This window comes from Gandjariella thermophila, from assembly GCF_005405885.1.
GTDB classification, from domain to species: Bacteria; Actinomycetota; Actinomycetes; order Mycobacteriales; family Pseudonocardiaceae; genus Gandjariella; species Gandjariella thermophila.
In genome coordinates, this window is the sequence record NZ_BJFL01000002.1 from 98560 (window position 1) to 123059 (window position 24500).

The 24500-nt window shown below is 73.6% G+C and carries 23 protein-coding genes; 21 read left to right on the forward strand and 2 right to left on the reverse strand.

What is annotated here, in order from left to right; all coding sequences use genetic code 11:
• The first annotated feature begins 52 nt into the window (after positions 1-52).
• The 5 genes from aroC (at position 53) to FFT21_RS02440 (ending at position 5060) form a co-directional block, all read left to right on the forward strand.
• Complete coding sequence (gene aroC, locus FFT21_RS02420) at positions 53-1252, forward strand: chorismate synthase (RefSeq protein WP_137812067.1); 1200 nt, start codon at positions 53-55, stop codon at positions 1250-1252.
• A gap of 85 nt (positions 1253-1337) precedes the next feature.
• Entirely contained in the window at positions 1338-1871 is a 534-nt protein-coding gene (locus FFT21_RS02425; protein ID WP_225978044.1) for a shikimate kinase, read from the forward strand.
• A gap of 25 nt (positions 1872-1896) precedes the next feature.
• On the forward strand, positions 1897-3003 hold the full coding sequence (gene aroB, locus FFT21_RS02430; protein ID WP_137812068.1) for a 3-dehydroquinate synthase: 1107 nt from the start codon (positions 1897-1899) through the stop codon (positions 3001-3003).
• A complete protein-coding gene (gene aroQ / locus FFT21_RS02435; protein WP_137812069.1) occupies positions 3000-3443 on the forward strand; it encodes a type II 3-dehydroquinate dehydratase in 444 nt (147 codons plus the stop codon). Before aroB ends, aroQ begins: the two co-directional genes overlap by 4 nt.
• A 111-nt stretch (positions 3444-3554) precedes the next feature.
• Entirely contained in the window at positions 3555-5060 is a 1506-nt protein-coding gene (locus tag FFT21_RS02440; RefSeq protein WP_137812318.1) for a glycoside hydrolase family protein, read from the forward strand.
• A gap of 6 nt (positions 5061-5066) precedes the next feature.
• On the opposite strand, the gene FFT21_RS02445 is transcribed toward FFT21_RS02440, so the two are convergent.
• Entirely contained in the window at positions 5067-5501 is a 435-nt protein-coding gene (locus FFT21_RS02445; protein ID WP_137812070.1) for a B-4DMT family transporter, read from the reverse strand.
• Between the two features lie 172 nt (positions 5502-5673).
• Between FFT21_RS02445 and FFT21_RS02450 the strand changes: the two genes are divergently transcribed.
• The 3 genes from FFT21_RS02450 (at position 5674) to nusB (ending at position 7999) form a co-directional block, all read left to right on the forward strand.
• A complete protein-coding gene (locus FFT21_RS02450; protein ID WP_137812071.1) occupies positions 5674-6783 on the forward strand; it encodes a M24 family metallopeptidase in 1110 nt (369 codons plus the stop codon).
• A gap of 171 nt (positions 6784-6954) precedes the next feature.
• On the forward strand, positions 6955-7515 hold the full coding sequence (gene efp / locus FFT21_RS02455; protein WP_137812072.1) for an elongation factor P: 561 nt from the start codon (positions 6955-6957) through the stop codon (positions 7513-7515).
• 64 nt (positions 7516-7579) lie between these two features.
• Positions 7580-7999, forward strand: a complete 420-nt coding sequence (gene nusB, locus FFT21_RS02460) for a transcription antitermination factor NusB (protein ID WP_137812073.1) — start codon at positions 7580-7582, stop codon at positions 7997-7999.
• 106 nt (positions 8000-8105) lie between these two features.
• Here nusB and bldD read toward each other — a convergent pair whose 3' ends face one another.
• On the reverse strand, positions 8106-8594 hold the full coding sequence (bldD, locus tag FFT21_RS02465) for a transcriptional regulator BldD (RefSeq protein ID WP_015103676.1): 489 nt from the start codon (positions 8592-8594) through the stop codon (positions 8106-8108).
• Between the two features lie 257 nt (positions 8595-8851).
• Between bldD and pyrR the strand changes: the two genes are divergently transcribed.
• The 13 genes from pyrR (at position 8852) to FFT21_RS02530 (ending at position 24475) form a co-directional block, all read left to right on the forward strand.
• The gene (pyrR, locus tag FFT21_RS02470; RefSeq protein ID WP_137812074.1) at positions 8852-9454 is read left to right on the forward strand and encodes a bifunctional pyr operon transcriptional regulator/uracil phosphoribosyltransferase PyrR; all 603 of its coding nucleotides are present in this window, start codon (positions 8852-8854) and stop codon (positions 9452-9454) included.
• On the forward strand, positions 9451-10386 hold the full coding sequence (locus FFT21_RS02475) for an aspartate carbamoyltransferase catalytic subunit (protein ID WP_137812075.1): 936 nt from the start codon (positions 9451-9453) through the stop codon (positions 10384-10386). Before pyrR ends, FFT21_RS02475 begins: the two co-directional genes overlap by 4 nt.
• Positions 10383-11708 (forward strand): dihydroorotase, encoded by a 1326-nt coding sequence (locus tag FFT21_RS02480; RefSeq protein WP_137812076.1) that lies wholly within the window; start codon positions 10383-10385, stop codon positions 11706-11708. Before FFT21_RS02475 ends, FFT21_RS02480 begins: the two co-directional genes overlap by 4 nt.
• Positions 11705-12256, forward strand: coding sequence for a PH-like domain-containing protein (locus tag FFT21_RS02485; protein WP_137812077.1), 552 nt, complete (start codon positions 11705-11707; stop codon positions 12254-12256). Before FFT21_RS02480 ends, FFT21_RS02485 begins: the two co-directional genes overlap by 4 nt.
• Positions 12253-13404: a glutamine-hydrolyzing carbamoyl-phosphate synthase small subunit gene (gene carA, locus FFT21_RS02490; RefSeq protein ID WP_137812078.1), complete on the forward strand. Its 1152-nt coding sequence runs from the start codon at positions 12253-12255 to the stop codon at positions 13402-13404. The genes FFT21_RS02485 and carA overlap by 4 nt, the downstream gene beginning before the upstream one ends.
• Positions 13404-16724: a carbamoyl-phosphate synthase large subunit gene (gene carB, locus FFT21_RS02495; RefSeq protein WP_137812079.1), complete on the forward strand. Its 3321-nt coding sequence runs from the start codon at positions 13404-13406 to the stop codon at positions 16722-16724. The genes carA and carB overlap by 1 nt, the downstream gene beginning before the upstream one ends.
• Positions 16721-17620 carry an orotidine-5'-phosphate decarboxylase gene (gene pyrF, locus FFT21_RS02500; protein WP_137812080.1) on the forward strand — a complete coding sequence of 300 codons (900 nt, stop codon included), beginning with the start codon at positions 16721-16723 and terminating at the stop codon, positions 17618-17620. The genes carB and pyrF overlap by 4 nt, the downstream gene beginning before the upstream one ends.
• A 401-nt stretch (positions 17621-18021) precedes the next feature.
• Positions 18022-18339 carry an integration host factor, actinobacterial type gene (mihF, locus tag FFT21_RS02505; protein WP_137812081.1) on the forward strand — a complete coding sequence of 106 codons (318 nt, stop codon included), beginning with the start codon at positions 18022-18024 and terminating at the stop codon, positions 18337-18339.
• Positions 18336-18944: a guanylate kinase gene (gene gmk, locus FFT21_RS02510; RefSeq protein ID WP_137812082.1), complete on the forward strand. Its 609-nt coding sequence runs from the start codon at positions 18336-18338 to the stop codon at positions 18942-18944. The genes mihF and gmk overlap by 4 nt, the downstream gene beginning before the upstream one ends.
• 71 nt (positions 18945-19015) lie before the next feature.
• Positions 19016-19306 (forward strand): DNA-directed RNA polymerase subunit omega, encoded by a 291-nt coding sequence (gene rpoZ / locus FFT21_RS02515; RefSeq protein ID WP_192909354.1) that lies wholly within the window; start codon positions 19016-19018, stop codon positions 19304-19306.
• A gap of 191 nt (positions 19307-19497) precedes the next feature.
• Positions 19498-20697: a bifunctional phosphopantothenoylcysteine decarboxylase/phosphopantothenate--cysteine ligase CoaBC gene (coaBC, locus tag FFT21_RS02520; RefSeq protein WP_137812320.1), complete on the forward strand. Its 1200-nt coding sequence runs from the start codon at positions 19498-19500 to the stop codon at positions 20695-20697.
• 67 nt (positions 20698-20764) lie between these two features.
• On the forward strand, positions 20765-21967 hold the full coding sequence (gene metK, locus FFT21_RS02525) for a methionine adenosyltransferase (RefSeq protein WP_192909355.1): 1203 nt from the start codon (positions 20765-20767) through the stop codon (positions 21965-21967).
• Positions 21968-22081: 114 nt separating this feature from the next.
• On the forward strand, positions 22082-24475 hold the full coding sequence (locus tag FFT21_RS02530) for an ATP-binding protein (protein WP_137812083.1): 2394 nt from the start codon (positions 22082-22084) through the stop codon (positions 24473-24475).
• The last annotated feature ends 25 nt before the right edge of the window (positions 24476-24500 follow it).

Sequence of the window (24500 nt, forward strand, 5' to 3'; positions counted from 1 at the left end):
ACATGCCCGGGTCCGTGCCGACGGCGGGCCGCTCCCGTGGGAGGATCGGGGCGTGCTGCGCTGGATTACCGCTGGGGAGTCGCACGGGCCCGCGCTGGTCGCCGTCCTCGAGGGGATGGTCGCGGGTGTCGAGGTCACCACCAGCGACGTCGCGACCCAGCTCGCCCGCCGCCGGCTGGGCTACGGCCGGGGCGCCCGGATGAAGTTCGAGGCCGACGAGGTCGAGTTCCTCGGCGGGCTGCGGCACGGCCGCACCCAGGGCGGGCCGGTGGCGATCCGGGTCGGCAACACCGAGTGGCCGAAGTGGCAGACGGTGATGGCCGCCGACCCGGTGGACCCGGCCGAGCTGGAGGGCCTGGCCCGCAACGCCCCGCTGACCCGGCCCCGCCCGGGACATGCCGACATGGCCGGCATGCTCAAGTACGGCTTCGACGACGTGCGGCCGGTGCTGGAACGGGCCAGCGCGCGGGAGACCGCCGCCCGGGTGGCACTGGGCACGGTGGCCAGGCAGTTCCTCCGCCAGGTCCTCGGCGCCGAGGTGCTCAGCCACGTGGTGTCCATGGGCTCCGCCGAGGCCACCGGCGACGAGCTGCCCGGCCCGCAGGACCTGGACGTGATCGACGAGAGCCCGGTGCGGGCCTTCGGCGCGCAGGCGACCGAGGCGATGGTCGCCGAGGTGGACGCGGCCCGCCGGGACGGCGACACGCTGGGCGGAGTGGTCGAGGTCATCGCCTACGGCATGCCCCCGGGGCTGGGCTCCTACGTGCAGGGCGACCGGCGGCTGGACGCCCGGTTCGCCGGCGCGCTGATGGGCATCCAGGCGATCAAGGGCGTCGAGGTGGGCGACGGGTTCACCACCGCCCGCCGCCGCGGCAGCCAGGCGCACGACGAGATCGTGCCCGGCGAGCCCGGGGCCCCGGTGAGCCGCCGCTCGAACCGGGCCGGCGGCCTGGAGGGCGGCATGACCAACGGCGAGCCGGTGCGGCTGCGCATCGCCATGAAGCCGATCTCCACGGTGCCCAAGGCGCTGGACACGGTGGACATGGCCACCGGCGAGCCGGCCGTGGCGATCAACCAGCGGTCCGACGTGGCCGCGGTGCCGGCCGCCGGCGTGGTGGCCGAGGCGATGGTGGCGCTGGTGCTCGCCGACGCGGTGCTGGAGAAGTTCGGCGGCGACTCGCTGGCCGAGACCCGGCGCAACGCCGAGGCGTACGCCAAGGAACTGCAGCGCCGGTGGCAGTTCCAGCGGTAGCGCGCCGACCGTCTCACCCGGGCGGGGCGACGCTGTCGACCCGGTGTTCGCCAACCCGCCGGCCCGGTCACGGTACGGTTTCCCGGTGAGCGTGCGCGGTCCCGTGTTGATCCTTGTCGGCCCCCCTGGTTCCGGAAAGAGCACGGTCGGCCGGCTGGTCGCCGAACGGCTCGGCGTTCCGTTCCGCGACTTTGACGCCGACCTGCAGCGCGAGCAGGGTATGGAAACGGGCGAGCTGGTGGTGCAGCTCGGCCGCGAGCGTTTCCAGGAGGTGGAGCGGGAGACCCTGGTGCGGGTGCTGCCCGAGCACACCGGGGTGCTCGCCCTCGGCGGCGGCACCCCCACCGCGCCGGGCGTACCGGAGCTGCTGGAGCCCTTCCACGTGGTGTTCCTGGACGTGGAACTGGAGCACCTGCTGCGCCGCGAGGGCCTGGTCCCGCTGCACCCGTGGCTGCTCCCCAATCCGCGTGCCCACCTGCGGAAGCTGCTGGCGGAGCGGCGCCCGGTGTACACGGCGGTGGCCGACGCCGTGGTGCCGACCAGCGGCCGGGCGCCCGAGGAGGTCGCCGAGGACGTCCTGGCCACCCTGACGACCAGTAACGAGCACCAGGCCGGCTGACCGGCGCGCAGGTGGAAGGAGCGAGATGGTCGATCCGGTACGGATCGAGGTGGCCACCGAGCGGCCCTACCCGGTGGTGATCGGCCGCGGGCTGCTCGGCGAGCTGGTGGACACGCTGCGCGGCACGCCGACCGCGGCGATCGTGCACCAGCCCACGCTGGCCACCACCGCCGAGACGGTGCGCGAGGAACTCGCCGGGGCCGGCGTCGACGCGCACCGGGTGGAGATCCCGGACGCCGAGGACGGCAAGGCCCTCGCTGTGGCCGGATTCTGCTGGGAGGTGCTCGGCCGCATCGGGCTGGACCGGCAGGGCGCCGTGGTCTCCCTGGGCGGGGGAGCGGTGACCGATCTCGCCGGATTCGTCGCCGCCACCTGGATGCGCGGCGTGCGGGTGGTGCACGTGCCCACCACGCTGCTGGCCATGGTGGACGCCGCGGTCGGCGGCAAGACCGGGATCAACACCGAGGCGGGCAAGAACCTGGTCGGCGTCTTCCACGAGCCGGCCGCGGTGCTGGTCGACCTGGCCACCCTGGAAACCCTGCCACGCAACGAGTTGGTCGCCGGGATGGCCGAGGTAGTCAAGGCCGGGTTCATCGCCGACCCGGCCATCCTGGAGCGCATCGAGGCCGACCCGCAGGCCGCGGTGGAGCCCACCGGCGACGTGCTCGGCGACCTGGTCCGCCGGGCCATCCAGGTCAAGGCCGACGTGGTCGCCGCTGACCTGCGCGAGTCCTTCCTGCGCGAGGTGCTCAACTACGGGCACACCCTGGGCCACGCCATCGAGCGGCGGGAGCGGTACCGCTGGCGGCACGGCGCCGCGGTCAGCGTCGGCCTGGTGTTCGCGGCGGAGCTGGCCCGGCTGGCCGGCCGGCTGGACGACGGCACCGCCGACCGGCACCGCTCGGTGCTCACCGCGCTGGGCCTGCCCACCAGCTACGACCCGGACGCGCTGCCCGACCTGCTGGACGCGATGCGCCGGGACAAGAAGACCCGCTCCGGCGTGCTGCGGTTCGTGGTGCTCGACGGCCTGGCCAAGCCGGGCCGGCTGGAGGGCCCCGACCCGAGCCTGCTGGCCGCGGCCTACTCCGCGGTCGCCGGCGCGCCCTCCCCCGAAGGCGGCAAGCTGCTGTGAAGATCCTCGTGCTCAACGGGCCGAACCTGGGCCGGCTCGGCACCCGTGAACCGTCCGTCTACGGCACCACCAGCTACGCCGACCTGGTCGCGCTGTGCGAGCGCACCGGCGCCGAACTGGGTGTCGAGGTCGAGGTCCGGCAGACCGACCACGAGGGCGAGATGATCGGCTGGCTGCACGAGGCCGCCGACGCCAACCTGCCCGTGGTGCTCAACCCGGCCGCGTGGACGCACTACTCGATCGCCGTCCGGGACGCGTGTGCCCAGCTCACCGCCCCGCTGATCGAGGTGCACATCTCCAACGTGCACACCCGCGAGGAGTTCCGCCGGCACAGCGTCGTCTCCGCGGTGGCCACCGGCGTGATCGCCGGGCTGGGCGTGGCCGGCTACCCGCTGGCCATCCGCTGGCTGGCCGGCAGGACCGCGCCCGAGCCGGCATGAGGCGCGATGCCGCCATCCAGGTGATCGGCTTTCCTACACTGGAGCCGGACCGGGAGGTGGACACGACTCCTGGGTGAGCGCGCAGGGGAGGTCACCTCCGGCATGGCCAGCATGTCTCGAGCGGCACGCCGGCTGCTCGCCGCCCTTGCCCCGCTGCTGGCCGTCGCCCTCGTCGCCGGCTGCCGCCCGGCCGGCATGGCGGAGGCCGACGGCCTCGGTGGCGCGCTCGGCGGTGGCCGGACCACCAGCCCACCCCCGCCGCCGGCGCCGCTGGCCACCGACGGCGGTCGCACGGGCCCCGGCGTGGTCGCGTCCGGCGGGCCCGACGCCCCGTACAACTACGCGCCCACCGTGCTGCTCGACCACGGCCGGTACCGGATGTGGTGGTGCAGCCAGTTACCCGGCGTCGGCCAGCCCGGCGACGACGTGGTCTACGCCGAGGCGGGCGGCCCGGACGGGCCGTTCGCCGCGCCGGACGGGCGCCCCGCGGACCCGGTGTTCCACGGCGAGGGCGGCGGGTTCGACGCCGTGCACACCTGCGACCCCTCGGTGATCGGTGTCGGCGGCATGTACTACCTCTACTACACCGGCGCGGCCGGCGACCGGGCACGCGGCAACGCGATCGGCGTCGCGGTCAGCCGGGACGGGATCACCTGGGCGAGGGCCGCCGGCGGCCAGCCCATCGTGCTGCCCTCGGAGGAAGTGGCCAGGGAGAACACCTACGGGGCCGGCCAACCCTCCGCGCTGTACCTGGACGGCTGGTACTACCTGATGTTCACCGACACCACCGGCAGGGCGGCCGGATGGAACGGGGCTGGCCAGTTCGTGCTGCGCGCCCGCGACCCGGTGTTCGCCACCGACCGGCAGGTGCTCACCGGCTCCGGCTTCACGCCCGCCTCCGGGGCGAAGGGGCCGCGCACACGGTCCATTGTGGACGCCTTCAGCGCGGACTGGATGTGGGTGGACGCGCTGAACGCGTTCGCCGTCGCGCACGAGACCGCCCAGGGCACCACGATCACCTTCTGGGACCGCGACTTCACCCGCAACCCCTACCAGCCCGTGCTCGTCGGCGGCGCCTGGCGGGAGGGCCCCGGCCTGGTCCGCCGCCCCGACGGCCACGCCCCGGTGTCCACCGACGACCCGTGCGGCCGGGTGCCGGTCGACGTGGTCCGCGCCACCCGGGACGGGGCCGCCCCCACCGACCTGGCGCACTTCGGGATCGACCTGCGCGGCATCGCCGGCTGCGCCGACCCGGGGCGGGCGGCCGCGGTGCTGGACGGCTACGCCGTGCCGTCCCCGCAGCGCACCGTCGACCTGGTGATCGGCGGGGTGCTGGTGCGCGTCGACCGCCGATCGGTGGCCGCCGCGCTCGCCGTCCGGGTACTCGACGCGCGGCCACCCGGGGTGGACGGCCTGCGGATCGCCGCCCACCTCGCCGCCGCCGTCCCGGCGGTGCGGGCCGACGGCCGGCCGGTGGGCCTGCTGCTCGACGACGGCCGGCTGTGGCCGGTGCCCAGCGCGGACGTTGCCACGCTGAACTCCTCGGCGGTCCAGCAGGTCTCGCCGGAGAGGTGGGACGGCTATCCCCGGGGGACCGATCTCGCGGCGCCGCGGTGACGCCTGTCAGGCCTGGCCCTGGCCGCCGATCACCGGGCGGCGCCGGCGCGGCTGCACCAGCCCGCCCAGCACCAGGCCCAGTTCGGCCGGCACCATCACCAGCAGCGCGGTGAACGCCGCCCCGCTGGTCAGCACGGAACCCAGCACCTCGACTCCGGCCTGGTCCAGCAGCGCCGACTGGCCGACCAGGCCGAGCACGCCGGCCAGCGGACCGGCCAGCAGACCCGCGACGAACCAGGCGACACCGCGCCCGCGCCGGCTCCGCCGCAGCCATCCGTCCAGCCCACCCCAGAGCACAGCCGCGCCGGCCAGCACGCCGAGCGCGGCCGGTTCGACCACGGCGATCGCCCCGGGCGTGTGGATCCGTGCCGCTGCCACGCCCACCTGGACCACGGCATGCAGCACCGCCATTGTCGTTCCGCGTACCAGCCAGCCTCGCACGGCCGACAGGGTACGTTTCCGGTCCCGGCCGGTCTCGCCCACCCTCCAGCTCGCCTGACGATCACGCGCCCGGCCGCGGCGGCGGAACGCCGCAGATCCATCGACGAACGGCGCGGAAGGTCCACGCGTTTGTCCGCACCCGTACCGTCCGTGGAGGTCATAAGCTGCCACCATGCCCGAGTCGCACGTCGCCCGCCGCGCCGCGTTGCGCACCCTGCTCCGCGCCGAGGAACTGGACGCGCTGCTGGTCACCGACCTGCTCAACATCCGGTACCTGACCGGCTTCACCGGATCCAACGCCGCGCTGCTGGTGCACGCCGGAGACGAACCGGGTGCCGAGCGGCGGACCGTGTTCTGCACCGACGGCCGGTACCTGACCCAGTCCGCCGAGCAGGTTCCGGACCTGGAGCGGGTGATCGACCGGCCCAGCGACACCGCGCTGGCCGCGCGTGCCAGCAAGCACGCCGGCAGCTACCGGCGCACCGGCTTCGAGAGTCACCGGGTGACCGTCGACGGCCGGGACGCGCTCGCCGAGGCCGCCGAGGGCGTCCACCTGGTCCGCGCCCCCGGCCTGGTCGAACGGCTGCGGCAGGTCAAGGACGACGGCGAGGTGGAGGCGCTGCGGATGGCCTGCGCCGCGGCCGACCGCGCGCTGGCCGACCTGGTCAAGCACGGCGGCCTGCGCCCCGGCCGCACCGAGCGGGAGGTGGCCAGGGAACTGGAGAACCGGATGCTGGACTACGGCGCGGCCGGACCGGCGTTCGAGACCATCGTCGCCGCCGGGGCCAACTCCGCGGTGCCGCACCACCGGCCCACCGACACCGTGCTGCGCACCGGCGACCTGGTGAAGATCGACTTTGGCGCGCTGGTGGACGGGTACCACTCGGACATGACCCGGACCCTGGTGCTCGGCCAGCCCGCCGAATGGCAGCGCGAACTGTACGAACTGGTGGCCGCCGCGCAGGCGGCGGGGCGGGCCGCGTTGACGGTGGACCGGCCGGTCACCGAGGTGGACGCGGCGGCCCGCGCGGTGATCGAGGACGCGGGATACGGTGAGCAGTTCCTGCACGGCCTGGGGCACGGCGTCGGCCTGGAGATACACGAGGCTCCGGCGTTGGCCAAGACCGGTGAAGGTAGACTTGCCGCCGGTATGGCGGTCACCGTCGAGCCCGGCGTGTACCTGTCCGGGCGGGGCGGTGTCCGCATCGAGGACACACTCGTGGTGCGCGAGAGCGCGCCGGAGCTCCTCACCCTGACCACGAAGCAGCTCGTGGCCATCTGACCGCGAGGGAGGACGGCCCCGGCCGGGCGATCGACCGGGGGCGGCGGCCCTGCGGTCCGTGAAACCCCCGCAGCGCCACGGTCGCCGTCGTGGCTGGCTGCGGGCACCGACATCGACAAGCGTGCGGCGCTCGCGGGCGCGCGAACCAAGGACACAGGAGAGAACGCCACCGTGGCCACCACCAACGACCTGAAGAACGGCCTCGTGCTGAACCTGGAAGGCCAGTTGTGGACCGTCGTGTCGTTCCAGCACGTCAAGCCGGGCAAGGGCGGCGCGTTCGTGCGGACCAGGCTGAAGAACGTGCTGTCCGGCAAGGTGGTCGACAAGACGTTCAACGCGGGCGTGAAGGTCGACACCGCCACGGTCGACCGGCGCGAGATGACCTACCTGTACCAGGACGGCGCCGACTACGTGTTCATGGACCCGGACACCTTCGACCAGATCTCGGTCTCCGCCGACACCGTCGGCGACGCGGCCAAGTACATGCTGGAGAACCAGGCGGTCACCGTCGCCCAGCACGAGGGCTCCCCGCTGTACGTGGAGCTGCCGGCGTCCGTCGAACTGGTCGTCCAGCAGACCGACCCGGGCCTGCAGGGCGACCGGTCCACCGGCGGCACCAAGCCGGCCACCCTGGAAACCGGGGCGGAGATCCAGGTGCCGCTGTTCGTCAGCACCGGGGACAAGGTCAAGGTCGACACGCGTGACGGCCGCTACCTGGGCCGGGCGAGCTGACCCGAGCCACGAACCCGCCGACCGACCACGACGACAACGCCGCCACGCCTTGAGGAGGACCGAGATGGGGGCGCGCAGCAAGGCACGCAAGCGCGCGGTTGACCTCCTCTACGAGGCGGAGGCGCGGGAGATGGACCCGGTGACCCTGCTCGCCGAGCGGGTGGGGTCACCGGACGCCCCGCCGGTCAGCGACTACACCGTCACGCTCATCGAGGGCGTCGCGGCCCACCGGGCCCGCATCGACCAGCTCATCGCCGAGCACGCCGAGGGCTGGACCCTGCCGAGGATGCCCGCGGTCGACCGGGCCGTGCTCCGGCTGGGCCTCTACGAGCTGCTGTGGGCCGACGACGTGCCGGACGCGGTGGCCATCAACGAGGCGGTCGAGCTGGCCAAGGCGCTGTCCACGGACGACTCGCCCCGGTTCGTCAACGGGGTGCTCGGCCGCATCGCGCTCATCGCCGACCGGCTGCGCGCGGTCCGCTGACCCACCCGCGGGGTGTTCACGGGCGAGCGGCGGCACGCCGACGGCACACCGGACTCCGGGCGCCCTCGTCGGGTGCGCCCGGGGCGCGGCGTGCGTCGGCGACCGCTCAGTCTTCCTTGGCCGGGCGGGCCTCGGGAGGCAGCACGCCCCAGTCGATGAGCTGCTCGGTCAGCTCACCCGGGGTCATGTCGTAGATGATGGCCAGGGATCGCAGGTCCTCGGTGCGGATGGAGAGCACCTTGCCGTTGTAGTCGCCGCGCTGGCTCTGGATGGTCGCCGCGTACCGCGCCAGCGGCCCGACCTTCTCGGCCGGCAGCTGCTGCAACCGCTCCAGGTTGATGACGATCTTGGTGGCGGGTTCCGCGCCGGACGGCACCCGTCCCTCGGGCAGCAGCTCGGCGACGGGCACGCCGTAGAAGTCGGCGAGTTCCGCCAGCTTCTGCACTGTGACGGCGCGGTCCCCCCGCTCGTAGGAACCCACGACCACGGCCTTCCAGCGGCCGCCCGACTTCTGCTCAACGCCGTGCAGGGACAGGCCCTGCTGCTGGCGGATCGCGCGGAGCTTGGCCCCTAGCGCCTTGGCGTAGTCGCCCATGTGGCGGTTCTCCGTTCGTTCGCCCCGTCAGCCGGTAGGGGAATGCCGCGGGGAGGCTCAGATCAATACGCAGAGTAATGGTTGCTCGCAGTTGTCACCAGGTCAAGCTGATCTCACTGCTTCGGGCGGGTGCGTCGGGCGACACCACCCGGAAGTCTGACCGCGGCCGCCTGATACGGTGCAGGTCAACCGGGTTGTGCCCGGTTGTTCGACGTCCTTTAAGGACCCGTCCAGTGAGGCGGGGAAGGAGGTCCTCCGTGGCGCCACGTCCTCGTGGCGCGGCGGGACCGGTCGACGAGCGCGAGCTGCTGTCGGCCGGTGACGTCGCGCGCACGATCGCTCGAATGGCCCACCAGGTCATCGAGAAAACCGCTCTGGGGTCACCCGGTGCACCCGCGATCGTCCTGCTGGGTATCCCGCGCCGGGGTGCTCCGCTCGCCCGGCGCCTCGCCGCGCGGATCGCGGAGTTCAGCGGCCACCGGGTCCCGGTGGGCGTTCTGGACATCACGCTGTACCGGGACGACCTGCGCCGGCGGCCCACCCGGCCGCTGGAGTCCACCCGGCTGCCCGACGGCGGTATCGACGAGGCGCTCGTGGTCCTCGTCGACGACGTGCTCTTCTCCGGCCGCACCGTGCGTGCCGCGCTGGACGCGCTGCGTGACCACGGCCGGCCGCGGGCCATCCAACTCGCCGTGCTGGTCGATCGGGGTCACCGAGAGTTGCCCATCCGGGCCGACTATGTGGGCAAGAACGTGCCCACCGCGCGCAGCGAGCAGATCGCCGTGCTGCTGGACGAGGTGGACGGCCGGGACGGCGTGCTGCTGCGTCGGCGGTCCGGCGAGGAGGTGGCCTCGCCGTGAAGCACCTGCTCTCCGCGGAGAACCTTGATCGGGACACCGCGACGGCGCTGCTGGACACCGCCGACCACCTCAAGCGCACCCTGCTCGGCCGGGAGGTGCGCAAGCTGCCCACGCTGCGCGGGCGGACCGTGCTCACCGTCTTCTACGAGAACTCCACCCGCACCCGGGTGTCCTTCGAGGTCGCCGGCAAGTGGATGAGCGCGGACGTGGTGAACGTCTCCGCCACCGGTTCCTCGGTCGGCAAGGGGGAGTCGCTGCGGGACACGGCGCTCACCCTGTCCGCGGCCGGCGCCGACTGCGTGATCCTGCGCCACCCCGCCTCCGGCGCGGCGCACCGGCTGGCCACCTGGCTGGACGGCACGCCGACGGCGGTGGTCAACGCCGGGGACGGCACCCACGAGCACCCCACCCAGGCGCTGCTCGACGCGGCCACGCTGCGGGAGCGGCTGGGCTCGCTGGCCGGCCGGCGGGTCGCGATCGTCGGTGACGTGCTGCACAGCCGGGTCGCCCGGTCCAACGTGCGGCTGCTGGCCACGCTGGGCGCCGAGGTGACGCTGGTCGCCCCGCCCACCCTGCTGCCCGCCGGCGTCGAACGCTGGCCGGTCGCGGGCATCTCCCACGACCTCGACGCGGAACTGCCGGGCCTGGACGCGGTGATGCTGCTGCGCGTGCAGGCGGAGCGGATGCACGGCGGGTTCTTCCCGTCGGCGCGGGAGTACTCGATCGCGTACGGCATGAACGAGACCCGGCTGCGCCGGCTGCCGGAGCACGCCGTGGTGCTGCACCCCGGCCCGATGCTGCGCGGCATGGAGATCAGCTCGTCGGTCGCCGACTCGCCCCGCTCGGCCATCACCGAGCAGGTCCGCAACGGCGTGCACGTGCGGATGGCCGTGCTCTACCACCTGCTGGCCGGAGAGGAGCATGCCGAATGACCGCGGTCGCCCACACGGCAACCGAAACCACCACGCCGCTGCTGATCCGGGGCGTGCGGCCGTATGGCGAGGGTGAGCCGGTCGACCTGCGGATCGCCGAGGGGCGAATCGCCGAGATCGGTCCGGGCCTGGCCGCCGAGGACGCGGAGGTGCTCGACGCCGGCGGGCTGGTGGCCCTGCCCGGCTTCGTCGACCTGCACACCCACCTGCGGGAACCCGGCCGGGAAGACGCGGAGACCATCGACACGGGCTCGGCCGCGGCCGCGCTCGGCGGCTACACCGCGGTGTTCGCCATGGCCAACACCGACCCGGTGGCCGACAACGCCGTCGTGGTGGAGCACGTGTGGCGGCGCGGCCGGGAGGTCGGCCTGGTCGACGTGCACCCGGTCGGCGCGGTGACCGTCGGCCTGGCCGGCGAGAAGCTGGCCGAACTCGGCGCGATGGCCCGATCCTCGGCCCGGGTGCGCGTCTTCTCCGACGACGGGCAATGCGTGGCCGACCCGCTGATCATGCGGCGGGCGCTGGAGTACACCAAGGCACTGGACGCGGTGGTCGCCCAGCACGCCGAGGAACCCCGGCTGACCGTGGGCGCCCAGGCGCACGAGGGGGAGACCGCGGCCCGGCTCGGCCTCACCGGCTGGCCGGCCGCCGCGGAGGAGGCCGTCGTGGCCCGGGACTGCCTGCTGGCCGAGCAGGTGGGCGCCCGGCTGCACGTCTGCCACGTGTCCACCGCCGGCACCGCGGACGTGCTGCGCTGGGCCAAGCGGCGCGGGGTGCGGGTGTCCGCCGAGGTCACCCCACACCACCTGCTGCTCACCGACGAGCGGCTGACCAGCTACGACCCGGTGAACAAGGTCAACCCGCCGCTGCGCACCGAGCGCGACGTGACCGCGCTGCGGCGGGCGCTGGCCGAGGGCGTGCTGGACTGCGTGGCCACCGACCACGCGCCGCACGCCCCGCAGGACAAGGACTGCGAGTGGGCTGCCGCCCGGCCCGGCATGTTGGGCCTGCAGACCGCGCTGTCCGTGGTGGTCGAGGCGCTGGTCCGGCCGGGGCTGCTGGACTGGCGCGGCGTGGCCAGGGTGATGAGCGAGCGGCCGGCCGAGATCGCCGGCCTGGCCGACCAGGGCCGGCCGCTGGCCGCCGGCGAGCCGGCCAACCTGGCGCTGGTGGACCCGGACACGCGGTGGACGGTCCGGGCGAGCGAACTGGCCAGCATCGCGGGGAACACTCCCTACGAGGGCATGGAACTGCCCGCGGCGGTGGCGGCCACGGTGCTGCGCGGCCGGGTCACCGCGTACCAGGGAGGGATCCGGGCATGATCAGGTTCTTGCTGGTGCTGGTGGTGGTCGCGTTCTTCGTGCTGTGCGCGGCCGCGATGTGGTGGGGCTGGCGGAACCGGGCCCGCCGGCAGGCCGCGGTGCTGCCGCCGTTCCCCGAGGCGCCCGCGTGGTGGCGGGACGGGAAGCCGGATCGGACCCCGCTGCTGCCGGTGGCCACCGGCGTGTACGTGGGCACCACCACGGCGGGAGACTGGCAGGACCGGATCGCCGTTTCCGACGTCGGCTTCCGTGCGGCGGCCGAGCTCGCGCTGTTCGACGCCGGGCTGGTGGTGTCCCGGTCCGGCGCGAGCCCGCTGTGGATCCCGGTGGAGGCGCTGCGCGAGGCACGCACCGACCGTGCGCTCGCCGGCAAGGTGATGACCGCGGACGGCCTGCTGGTGGTGCGCTGGCGGCTCGGCGACCACCTGCTGGACACCGGATTCCGCGGCGACGACAAGGACTTGTACCCGCGGTGGGTGGCGGAGCTGAACCGCCTCGCCGAGCGGCACGCCCCCGCCGAGCGCACGCAGGGAGGCGCCGAGCAGTGACGACCCCGACGAGTAGTGGACCGGCCGCGCTGGTGCTGGAGGACGGCCGGATCTTCCGCGGCGAGGCATACGGGGCCGTGGGCCGCAGCCTCGGCGAGGTGGTGTTCGCCACCGGGATGACCGGTTACCAGGAGACCCTGACCGACCCGTCCTACCACCGGCAGATCGTGGTGCAGACCGCGCCGCAGATCGGCAACACCGGCTGGAACGACGAGGACGACGAGTCCAGCCGGATCTGGGTGGCCGGGTACGTGGTCCGCGACCCGGCGCGCGTTCCGTCGAACTGGCGGTCCCGCCGGTCACTGTCCGACGAGTTGGCCCGGCAGGGCGTGGTCGGCATCGCCGGCGTGGACACCAGGACGTTGACCAGGCACATCCGCGAGGCCGGCGCGATGCGAGCCGGGGTGTTCTCCGGCGACGCGCTGCGCGACGACGCCGAGATGGTGGCCGAGGTGCGGGAGAGCCCGTCGATGGTCGGCGCGGACCTGGCCGGCGAGGTCACCACGGCGAAGCCGTACGTGGTACCGGCCGCCGGTGAGCGGCGGTTCCGGGTGGCCGCGATGGACCTGGGCATCAAGTCGAACACGCCGCGGATGATGTCCGAGCGGGGCATCGAGGTGCACGTGCTGCCGCTGACCTCGACCCTGGACGACGTGCTCGCCGTCGAGCCGGACGGGGTGTTCCTGGCCAACGGCCCCGGTGACCCGGCCACCGCGACCCACGCGATCGAGCTGACCCGGGAGATCCTGTCCCGCCGGCTGCCGCTGTTCGGCATCTGCTTCGGCAACCAGATCCTCGGCCGGGCGCTCGGCCTGGGCACGTACAAGATGCGCTACGGCCACCGCGGGATCAACGTGCCGGTCATCGACGTCGCCACCGGCCGGGTGGCGATCACCGCGCACAACCACGGGTTCGCCCTGGAGGGCGAGCCGGGGCAGCGGTTCGACTCCGCGTTCGGCGCGGCCCAGGTGAGCCACTACTGCCCGAACGATGGCACCGTGGAGGGCCTGCGCTGCCTGGACACCCCGGCGTTCAGCGTGCAGTACCACCCCGAGGCGGCCGCCGGCCCACACGACGCCGCGCCGCTGTTCGACGAGTTCGCAAGCCTCATGACCGGAGGCACGAGCGTGAAGGGCGGGGCCGCCTGATGCCGAAGCGCACCGACATCTCCCACGTCCTGGTGATCGGCTCCGGGCCGATCGTGATCGGCCAGGCGTGCGAGTTCGACTACTCGGGCACCCAGGCGTGCCGCGTGCTGCGCCAGGAGGGCCTGCGGGTCAGCCTGGTGAACTCCAACCCGGCCACGATCATGACGGACCCGGAGTTCGCCGACGCCACCTACATCGAGCCGATCACCCCCGAGTTCGTGGAGAAGGTGATCGAGGCGGAGCGGCCGGACGCGCTGCTGGCCACCCTGGGTGGGCAGACCGCGCTGAACACCGCGGTCGCGCTGCACGAGCGGGGCGTGCTGGATCGCTACGGCGTCGAGCTGATCGGCGCCGACATCGACGCCATCCAGCGCGGCGAGGACCGGCAGCGGTTCAAGGACATCGTCCGCTCGGTCGGCGGCGAGGTGCCGCGCAGCGCGGTGTGCAAGACCATGGACGAGGTCCGGGCCACCGTGGCCGAGCTGGGCCTGCCCGTGGTGATCCGGCCCTCCTACACCATGGGCGGCCAGGGCTCCGGCATGGCGCACACCGAGGCGGAGCTGGAGCGGATGGCCGCGGCCGGGCTGGCCGAGTCCCCGGTGCACGAGGTGCTCATCGAGGAGAGCGTGCTCGGCTGGAAGGAGTACGAGCTCGAGCTGATGCGCGACCACCACGACAACGTGGTGGTGGTCTGCTCGATCGAGAACGTCGACCCGATGGGCGTGCACACCGGCGACTCGGTGACCGTGGCCCCGGCGATGACCCTCACCGACCGCGAGTACCAGCACATGCGGGACGTGGGCATCGCGGTGCTGCGCGCGGTCGGCGTGGACACCGGCGGCTGCAACATCCAGTTCGCCATCCACCCGGAGACCGGGCGGATGGTGGTCATCGAGATGAACCCCCGGGTGTCCCGGTCCTCCGCGCTGGCGTCCAAGGCGACCGGCTTCCCGATCGCCAAGATCGCCGCGAAGCTGGCCATCGGTTACACCCTGGACGAGATCCGCAACGACATCACCGGGGAGACCCCGGCCAGCTTCGAACCCACCCTGGACTACGTGGTGGTGAAGATCCCGCGGTTCGCGTTCGAGAAGTTCCCCGGCGCGGACCCGGCGCTGACCACCACGATGAAGAGCGTCGGCGAGGCCATGGCGCTGGGCCGCAGCTTCGTGGAGGCGCTGGGCAAGGCGCTGCGCTCGATGGAGACCAAGGCGATCGGGTTCTGGACCCGGCCCGACCCGGCCGGCGCCACCAGGGAGTCGACGCTGGCGCAGCTACGCACCCCGCACGACGGCCGGCTCTACACCGTGGAGCGCGCGCTGCGGCTGGGCGCCACCGTCTCCGAGGTCGCTGAGGCGTCCGGCATCGACCCGTGGTTCATCGACCAGATCCTCTCCCTGGTCGAGCTGCGCGAGGAGATCAGCGCCGCGGCGGTGTTCGACGAGCCACTGCTGCGCCGGGCCAAGCGCGCCGGGCTGTCCGACCGGCAGCTCGCCGTACTGCGCCCGGAACTGGCCGGCGAGGACGGCGTGCGGGACCTGCGGCACCGCCTGGGCGTGCGGCCGGTGTACAAGACGGTGGACACCTGCGCCGCCGAGTTCGCCGCGCGCACCCCGTACCACTACTCGGCCTACGAGACCGACCCGGCGGCCGAGTCCGAGGTCACCGAGCAGCGCGGGCGGCCCAAGGTGATCATCCTCGGGTCCGGCCCGAACCGGATCGGCCAGGGCATCGAGTTCGACTACTCGTGCGTGCACGCCGCCATGGCGCTGCGCGACGCCGGCTACGAGACCGTCATGGTCAACTGCAACCCGGAGACCGTGTCCACCGACTACGACACCTCCGACCGGCTCTACTTCGAGCCGCTCACCTTCGAGGACGTGCTCGAGGTGGTGCACGCCGAGCAGGCGTCCGGCGAGGTGGCAGGGTTGATCGTGCAACTCGGCGGGCAGACCCCGCTGGGCCTGGCGCAACGGCTCGCGGACGCCGGGGTCCCCGTGGTCGGCACCCCGCCGGAGGCCATCCACCTCGCCGAGGACCGCGGCTCGTTCGGCGAGGTGCTCACCGACGCCGGGCTGCCCGCGCCCCGCTACGGCACTGCCACGTCGTTCGAGGAGGCCCGGCGGATCGCCGACGAGATCGGCTACCCGGTGCTGGTCCGGCCGTCCTACGTGCTCGGCGGGCGCGGCATGGAGATCGTCTACGACGAGTCGTCGCTGGAGAACTACATCAGCCGGGCCACCGAGGCCAGTCCGGAGCATCCGGTGCTGGTGGACCGGTTCCTGGACGACGCCATCGAGATCGACGTGGACGCGCTGTGCGACGGCGGCGAGGTCTACCTCGGTGGCGTGATGGAGCACATCGAGGAGGCCGGCATCCACTCCGGCGACTCGGCCTGCGCGCTGCCGCCGATCACCCTGGGCAGCGAGGTGCTCGCGGTGGTCCGCCGGTCCACCGAGGCGATCGCCAAGGGCGTCGGCGTGCGCGGCCTGCTCAACGTGCAGTACGCGCTCAAGGACGACGTGCTGTACGTGCTGGAGGCCAACCCGAGGGCCAGCCGCACCGTGCCGTTCGTGTCCAAGGCGACCGCCGTGCCGCTGGCCAAGGCCGCCGCCCGGATCATGCTGGGCGCCAGCATCGCCACGCTGCGCGCCGAGGGGCTGCTGCCCGCCTCCGGCGACGGTGCCGAACTGCCGGCGGACGCGCCGGTCGCGGTGAAGGAGGCGGTGCTGCCGTTCCACCGGTTCCGCACCCCGGAGGGGCTTGGAGTGGACTCGCTGCTCGGGCCGGAGATGAAGTCCACCGGCGAGGTGATGGGCATCGACAGCGTCTTCGGCAAGGCGTTCGCCAAGTCGCAGACCGCCTCCTACGGCTCGCTGCCCACCTCGGGCACGGTGTTCGTGTCGGTGGCCAACCGGGACAAGCGGTCCATCGTGTTCCCGGTGAAGCGGCTGGCCGACCTCGGCTTCGAGGTGCTGGCCACCACCGGCACCGCCCAGGTGCTGCGCCGCAACGGCATCCCGTGCACCGTGGTGCGCAAGCACTTCGAGGGCGAGGACAACATCGTCGAGCGCATCCTCGCCGGCGGCGTGGACATCGTCATCAACACCCCGTACGGCAACCACGGGCCGCGGGTGGACGGCTACGAGATCCGCACCGCCGCGGTGGCCAGGGACATCCCGTGCATCACCACCATCCAGGGCGCCACCGCGGCCGTGTACGGCATCGAGGCGCTGATCCGGGATGACATCGGCGTGCGGCCGCTGCAGGCGTTCCACGCCGCGCTGCACGCGGGCACGGACCACGGCGGGCGGGCATGAGCGGCCCGGGGCCGACCCGCGCCGAGCACGGTGACCACGGCGCGCGGGCCCGCGGGCGGGGCGGCGTGGCGGACGGCTTCGGCGGGCGGCTCGCCGAAGCCATGTCCGCCCGCGGACCGCTGTGCGTGGGTATCGACCCGCACCCGGGTCTGCTGCAGGCGTGGGGGCTGCCCGCGGACCCCGTCGGGCTGGAGCGGTTCGCGCTGACCTGCGTCGAGGCGCTGGCCGGTGAGGTCGCCGCGGTGAAACCGCAGTCGGCGTTCTTCGAGGCGTACGGCGCGCGCGGGATCGCCGTGCTGGAGCGGGTGATCGCCGAGACCCGGTCCGGCGGAGCGCTCGTGGTGCTGGACGCCAAGCGCGGCGACATCGGGTCCACCATGGCCGCCTATGCGGCCGCCTACCTCGCCGACGGCGCGCCGCTGGCGGCGGACGCGGTGACCCTCTCGCCGTACCTGGGTTTCGGCTCGCTGACGCCCGCGCTGGACGCGGCCGCGGTCGCCGGTCGCGGCGTGTTCGTGCTGGCCCGCACCTCAAACCCGGAGGGCGCCGAGGTGCAGCGCGCGGTGACGGAGTCCGGCAGCAGCGTGGCGCAGGCGGTGGTGGACGCCGCCGCGGAGCGCAACGCGGGCGCGAGCCCGATGGGCGGGGTCGGCGTGGTCGTCGGCGCCACGGTCGGCGATTCCGGACTGGACCTGACCCGGCTGAACGGCCCCATCCTGGCGCCCGGCCTGGGTGCGCAGGGTGCCACGGCCGCCGACCTGCGGCGGGTGTTCGGCGCGGCGACGCCGTGGGTGCTGCCCACCTCGTCGCGGGACGTGCTGCGCCACGGTCCGGATGCCACCGCGCTGCGCGCCGCCGCCGCGCGCGTCCGCGACGAGCTGGTCGCGGACCGGTAGCCGACGCCCGCCGGAGCTGGTTCGCTACCCTGCGGCGCTGAGGGTAAGCAGCGCGTAATCCTCGGTCAATTTTCGGCTCAAACCCCCTGAGCTGCGGAAACGTTGGTATGATCCGGCACGGCGGCGTGATCTTGGCCGGGTGGCTGGTATGGGCCGAGCCCATGCGCATACCACACGGTCGGTTGCCGTCGCGTCACCGGTGGCGGTGATCAGGCTGTCGGGGGCCCTTGGTAGTTATTCCACTCGCCGTGGCCCTCCGGCGCAGCCTTTAACCCGACCGGGTGGGTTCGTTGTTGGCGCGAATGTCGCGTTGACATCGCGGACCCGCGTTGTGCGCAGCGAGAAGCGGTCGGTACGGTCGCGGCACCGATCAGAGAAACACCCACACCACGGAGGAGATAGTGGCCCTTCCCCAGCTGACCGAGGAGCAGCGGGCCGCAGCGCTGGAGAAGGCGGCTGCTGCTCGTCGCGCTCGGGCTGAGCTCAAGGAGCGCCTCAAGCGCGGTGGCACCACCCTCAAGGAGGTGCTTGCCGCTGCGGACAACGACGAGGTCCTGGGCAAGATGAAGGTTTCCGCCTTGCTGGAGGCGCTGCCCGGGGTCGGTAAGGTCCGTGCGGCGCAGATCATGGAGCGGCTGGAGATCGCTCCAAGCCGCAGGCTGCGCGGTCTGGGCGAGCGGCAGCGCAAGGCTCTGCTTGCCGAGTTCAGCGGCGAGTGAGCGTCGAAGGGCCGGGGCCGGGCGGGCTCGTCCGGCCCCGGCTCACCGTCGTCTCCGGCCCGTCGGGCGTCGGGAAGTCCAGCGTGCTCGCCGAACTGCGCCGACTACGGCCGGACGTGTTCTTCAGCGTCTCGGTGACCACTCGGGCCCCGCGCCCCGGCGAGGTCGACGGCGTCCATTACCACTTCGTCGACCGGGACACCTTCCACCGCATGCTGGCGGCGGGTGAGCTGCTGGAGCACGCCGAGTACGCCGGCAACCTGTACGGCACGCCCCGCCGCCCGGTGGAGGAGACCCTGGCCGCCGGGACCCCGGCCGTGCTGGAGATCGAGCTGCAGGGCGCCCGCCAGGTGCGCAGGGCCATGCCCGAGGCGCAGCTGGTGATGCTCGCCCCACCCTCCTGGGAGGCGCTGGTCGACCGGCTCGCCGGCCGAGGCACCGAGGACTCCGAGGTGGTGCGGCGGCGGCTGGACGTGGCCAGGGAGGAACTGGCCGCGGCCGAGGAGTTCGACGCGGTCGTGGTGAACACCGACGTGCGGGCGGCGGCCGCCGAGTTGCTAACCTTGGTAGTCGGCCCTGGGCCCGGTGGCGCCGCTCGCCCGTGACGCGAGCACGCACCGCGGCGAGCCCGGGACGGCAGACCCGCCACCATGAGCCAACCGCAGGAGCATCGCGAGTGACCATTCCCACCGAGCTGGGCGCCCTGGGCGAGCCGACGAGCACCGTCCCGGAGGGCATCACCAACCCGCCCATCGACGACCTGCTGGAAAAGGTCAGCTCGAAGTACGCGCTGGTGATCTTCGCCGCGAAGCGCGCCCGCCAGATCAACGACTACTACGCGCAGCTCGGCGAGGGGCTGCTGGAGTACGTCGGCCCGCTCGTCGAGCCGGGACCGCGGGAGAAGCCGCTGTCCATCGCGCTGCGCGAGATCCACGCCGGGCTGCTCGAGCACACCGAGGGCGAGTGAGCGATACCCCCGACGCACGCCCGGGGGCGGAGCCGGCCGACGTCCCTCCTTCCGCGGAGGCGAACCTGATCGAGTCGGCGGACGCGCTTGCCCCGGGGGAGGGCGGCGCGGAGGTCGCGGCGGAGGTGGCCGTGGACGCCGCCGACGAGCGCCCGCCCGGGGAGGCGGGCGCCGCCGACCGGCCGAGGGTGGTGCTGGGCGTCGGCGGTGGCATCGCTGCCTACAAGGCGTGCGAGGTGCTCCGCCGGCTCACCGAGACCGGCCATGCCGTGCGGGTGGTGCCCACCGAGTCGGCGCTGCGATTCGTCGGCGCCGCCACCTTCGAGGCGCTGTCCGGCCAGCCGGTGCGTACCGGCGTCTTCGAGGACGTGCCGGACGTGGCGCACGTGCGCATCGGGCAGACCGCCGACCTGGTGGTGGTCGCCCCGGCCACCGCGGACCTGCTGGCCAGGGCCGCGCACGGGCGGGCCGACGACCTGCTCGCCGCGACCCTGCTGACCGCCCGCTGCCCGGTGCTGATGGTGCCGGCCATGCACACCGAGATGTGGGAGCACCCGGCCACCCGGGACAACGTGGCGCTGCTGCGCTCCCGCGGGGTGGTGGTGGCCGAGCCGGCGAGCGGCCGGCTGACCGGCCCGGACACCGGCAGGGGCCGGCTGCCCGACCCGGCGGAGATCGTCGACCTGGCCCGGCTGCTGCTGGCCCGGCCGGACGCGTTGCCCCGGGACCTGGTGGGTCGCCGGGTCGTGGTGTCCGCGGGCGGCACGCGGGAGCCGCTGGATCCGGTGCGCTTCCTGGGCAACCGGTCCTCCGGCCGGCAGGGCTACGCGCTGGCCAGGGTGGCCGCGCAGCGCGGCGCCCGGGTCACCCTGGTCGCGGCGAACACCGCGGGGCTGCCCGACCCGGCCGGGGCCGAGGTGGTGCGGGTCGACACCGCCGAGGCGCTGCGGCAGGCCATGCACGCCGCCGCCGAGGACGCCGACGTGCTGGTCATGGCCGCCGCCGTGGCTGACTTCCGCCCGGCACGGCCGGCCGGCTACAAGATCAAGAAGACCGACCGGGACCCGGAACCGGTCGCGCTCGCCCGCACCGCCGACGTGCTCGCCGAGTTGGTCCGCGACCGCCGGCCCGGGCAGGTCATCGTCGGGTTCGCCGCCGAGACCGGTGACGCCGGCACCGACGTGCTGGCGCACGGGCGGGCCAAGTTCGCCCGCAAGCGCTGTGACCTGCTGGTGGTCAACGCCGTGGGCGAGGGTCGCGCGTTCGAGGTCGAGGACAACGCGGGCTGGCTGCTGTCCGCGGACGGAACCGAGACTCCTATCCCACACGGCTCGAAGTCGCAACTGGCGGCCGCTGTGTGGGACGCGGTGACCGCGTTGCTCACCGATTGAGCCACATCCCGGCCGCAGTTGCGTAGGCTGAACGTGCTTGTCAACTTTGGACGAGAGTGGGGTGCCCGTGACCGAGGCCAGTCGGAGGCTGTTTACCAGTGAGTCGGTGACCGAGGGGCATCCGGACAAGATCTGCGATGCCATCAGCGACTCGATCCTGGACGCCCTGTTGGCGAAGGACCCGCGGTCGCGGGTGGCGGTGGAGACGCTGGTGACCACCGGTCAGGTGCACGTGGCCGGTGAGGTGACCACCGAGGCGTACGCGGATATCCCGGCGATCGTCCGGGACACCATCCTGAACATCGGTTACGACTCTTCGGCCAAGGGCTTCGACGGTCACTCCTGCGGGGTGAACGTGGCCATCGGGTCGCAGTCCCCGGACATCGCCCAGGGTGTGGACGCGGCGTACGAGTCCCGGGTGGAGGCGGCCGAGGACGAGATCGCCCGGCAGGGCGCCGGTGACCAGGGCCTAATGTTCGGCTACGCGTGCACCGACACCCCGGAGCTGATGCCGCTGCCGATCGCGCTGGCGCACCGGCTGGCCCGCCGGCTGACCCGGGTGCGCAAGGACGGGTCACTGCCGTACCTGCGGCCGGACGGCAAGACGCAGGTGACCATCGAGTACGCCGGCGAGCAGGCGGTGCGGCTGGACACCGTGGTGGTGTCCACCCAGCACGCCGAGGGCATCGACCTGGACAAGATGCTCGCGGTGGACATCCGCGAGCAGGTGGTCGGCCCGGAGATCGACGGGCTCGCCCTGCACACCGACAACGTGCGCCTGCTGGTGAACCCGACCGGGCGGTTCGTGGTGGGCGGCCCGATGGGGGATGCCGGTCTGACCGGTCGGAAGATCATCGTGGACACCTACGGTGGGATGGCCCGCCACGGCGGCGGCGCGTTCTCCGGCAAGGACCCGTCCAAGGTGGACCGGTCCGCGGCGTACGCGATGCGCTGGGTGGCCAAGAACGCGGTGGCCGCCGGGTTGGCCTCGCGGATCGAGGTGCAGGTGGCCTACGCGATCGGCAAGGCCGCGCCGGTGGGGTTGTTCGTGGAGACCTTCGGCACCGAGACGGTGGATCCGGTGAAGATCCAGGCGGCCATCAACGAGGTGTTCGACCTGCGGCCGGCGGCGATCATCCGGGATCTGGACCTGTTGCGGCCGATCTACGCGCAGACCGCGGCGTACGGGCACTTCGGGCGGACCGACGTGGACCTGCCGTGGGAGCGCACCGACCGGGTGGACGCGCTGCGCGACGCCGCCGGCCTGTAGCCGGTGCCCGGCGGACGTGCCCGGCCGGCGCCGACCGGCCGGGCACCTGTGCCGCCAGGGCAGCGGCGGCTCTGCGACCGGCGGCCCTGACCAGCGCCGCTCTACCCTGGAAGGATGCGGACCGAGCCGCGGTCGGCCGGGACGCTGCCGATCGAGCTCACCAGCTTCGTGGGGCGCCGCCGAGAAGTCGCCGAGGCCACCCGGCTGCTGCCGGCCGCCCGCCTGCTGACCGTGGTGGGCTTCGGCGGGGTCGGCAAGACGCGGTTGGCCATCCAGGTGGCGGCCAAGGTCGGGCGGGCCTTCCCGGACGGCCGGTGGTTCGTCGCGCTCGACTCGGTCGGCGATCCGACGCTGGTCCCCGAGACGGTGGCCAGCGCGCTGGGCCTACACGACCAGGCGGTGGACCCGACCACCCGGCTGACCGAATTCCTGGCGGACAAGCAGGCTCTGCTGGTGCTGGACAACTGCGAGCACCTGGCCCAGGCCTGCGCCGATCTGGTGGGCCACCTGCTCGCGCACGCCCCCGGGCTGCGGATCCTGGCCACCTCCCGGCGCCTGCTGCACACGCCGGGTGAGCAGTCCCTGGCCGTGCCGCCGCTTCCGGTTCCCTCGGCGGAGGGGGACAGCGGTGGGGCCGAAGCGGTGACCCTGTTCGCCGAGCGCGCGGCCGCCGTGGTACCCGGCTTCCGGGTGGACGGCGGAAACCGGCGGGCGGTCACCGAGATCTGCCGCCGGCTGGACGGCATACCGCTGGCCATCGAGTTGGCCGCGGTGCGGTTGCGGAGCATGGCCCTGCCGGAACTGCTGACCCACCTGGAGGACGCGCTCCAGCTTCCCGCCGGCGACCTGGGCGGGGTGGCGCCGCGCCAGGCCACGCTGGGCGCCGTGATCGACTGGAGTTACTGGCTCTGCTCCCCGGCGGAGCGGCTGCTCTGGGCGCGGGTCTCGGTCTTCAGCGGCGGCTTCGACCTGGTCGCGGCGGAGCAGGTGTGCGCGGGGGAGGGCGTGGACCGCGACTCGGTGCTCGACCTGGTCGCGGCGTTGCTGGACGAGTCGATCCTGACCCGGCACGAGACGGCGGGCGGGCGGCACGTCCGGTACCGGATGCTGGACGTGATCCGCCGCTACGGTCGCTCGGTGCTGGCCGAGTCCGGCTGGCTGGACACCGCCCTGGCACGACACGTGGCCTGGTGCCGTCGGCTGGTCCGCGAGTGCGACGCCGCGTGGTTCGGCCCGGGGCAGGTCGACTGGTTGCTTCGGCTGCGGGGCGAGCACGCCAACCTCCGGGCCGCGCTGGAGACCTGCCTGAGCGGCCCGGGAGACCCCACCGCCGCCCTGGAGATCACCGGCGCGCTGCGCGGCTACTGGATCGGCTGCGGCCTGCTGCGCGAGGGGCGGGTGTGGCTGGGCCGGGCCCTCGCCGCCGCTCCCGAGCCCACGCCGGCCCGGGCGGCAGCGCTGTTCGCCGCCGGCTACCTGGCGGCCATGGCGGGCGAACCGGGCACCGCCCGGGCCAGGTTCGAGGAGGCCGCCCCGCTCGCCGAACGGTTCGGCGAACGGGGCCTGCTCGCCGAGATCCGGCGCGGCCTGGCCCTGGTCGCCTTCCAGCGCGGCGACCACCCGACCGCGCTGGCCGCCACCGACGACGTGCTGGCCGGGCAGCGCGCCGCCGGCGACCTCGCCGGCCTGTCCAACAGCCTGTTCCAGCGGGCGCTGATCGGCGCGTTCCTCCGCGACCGCGGCGCGGTGCGGCCGGCCGAGGAGTGCGTGGCCATCTGCGACCGGCGCGGCGCCGGCTGGTCCGGGGCGTACGCGCGGTGGGTGCTCGGCCTGGCCAGGTTCGAGGCGGGCGACCCGGGTGGTGCGAAGGAACCGCTGCGACGGGCCATCCCGCTGTTGCGGGAACTGGACGACACCATGGGCATCGCGCAGTGCCTGGAGACGCTGGCCTGGTGCGCGGCGGCGGAGGGTCGGGCGGAGCAGGCCGCGCGGCTGGTGGGCGCCGCCCGCACCGTGTACCGGGCGAGCGGGGCCCGGCTGTCCGAGGCGACACAGTCCCATCACGCCCAGGTCGACGAGTACCAGGCGCGGCTGCGCCGGGCGCTGGGGCCGCGGAGCTACCGGACCATCGTCGCCGAGGGCGAGTCGTTCGACCTCGACCAGGCCATCGACGACGCCCTCGAGCGCGGACGGCCGGCGGCCACCCCGGCGCCGACCGAGCCGGCACCGGCCGGGGGACCGCTGACCGCCCGGGAGCGGGAGATCGCCCAACTGGTCAGCGAGGGGCTCTCCAACCGCGCGATCGCGCAACGGTTGCTGATCGCGCCGCGCACCGCCGAGACCCACGTGGAGAACATCCTCACCAAGCTCGGCTTCACCAGCCGGGCACAGGTCGCGGCGTGGGTGGCGGCCAACCACTCCGGGGCGTCGCCAAGCCCGTTACGCACGGTGTGCGATCCCGGGCGGGTACGGATGCCGGTACGGAAACATACGCACCGGCATCGGTAGGTTCGCCGATCCACTCCCGCCGCCG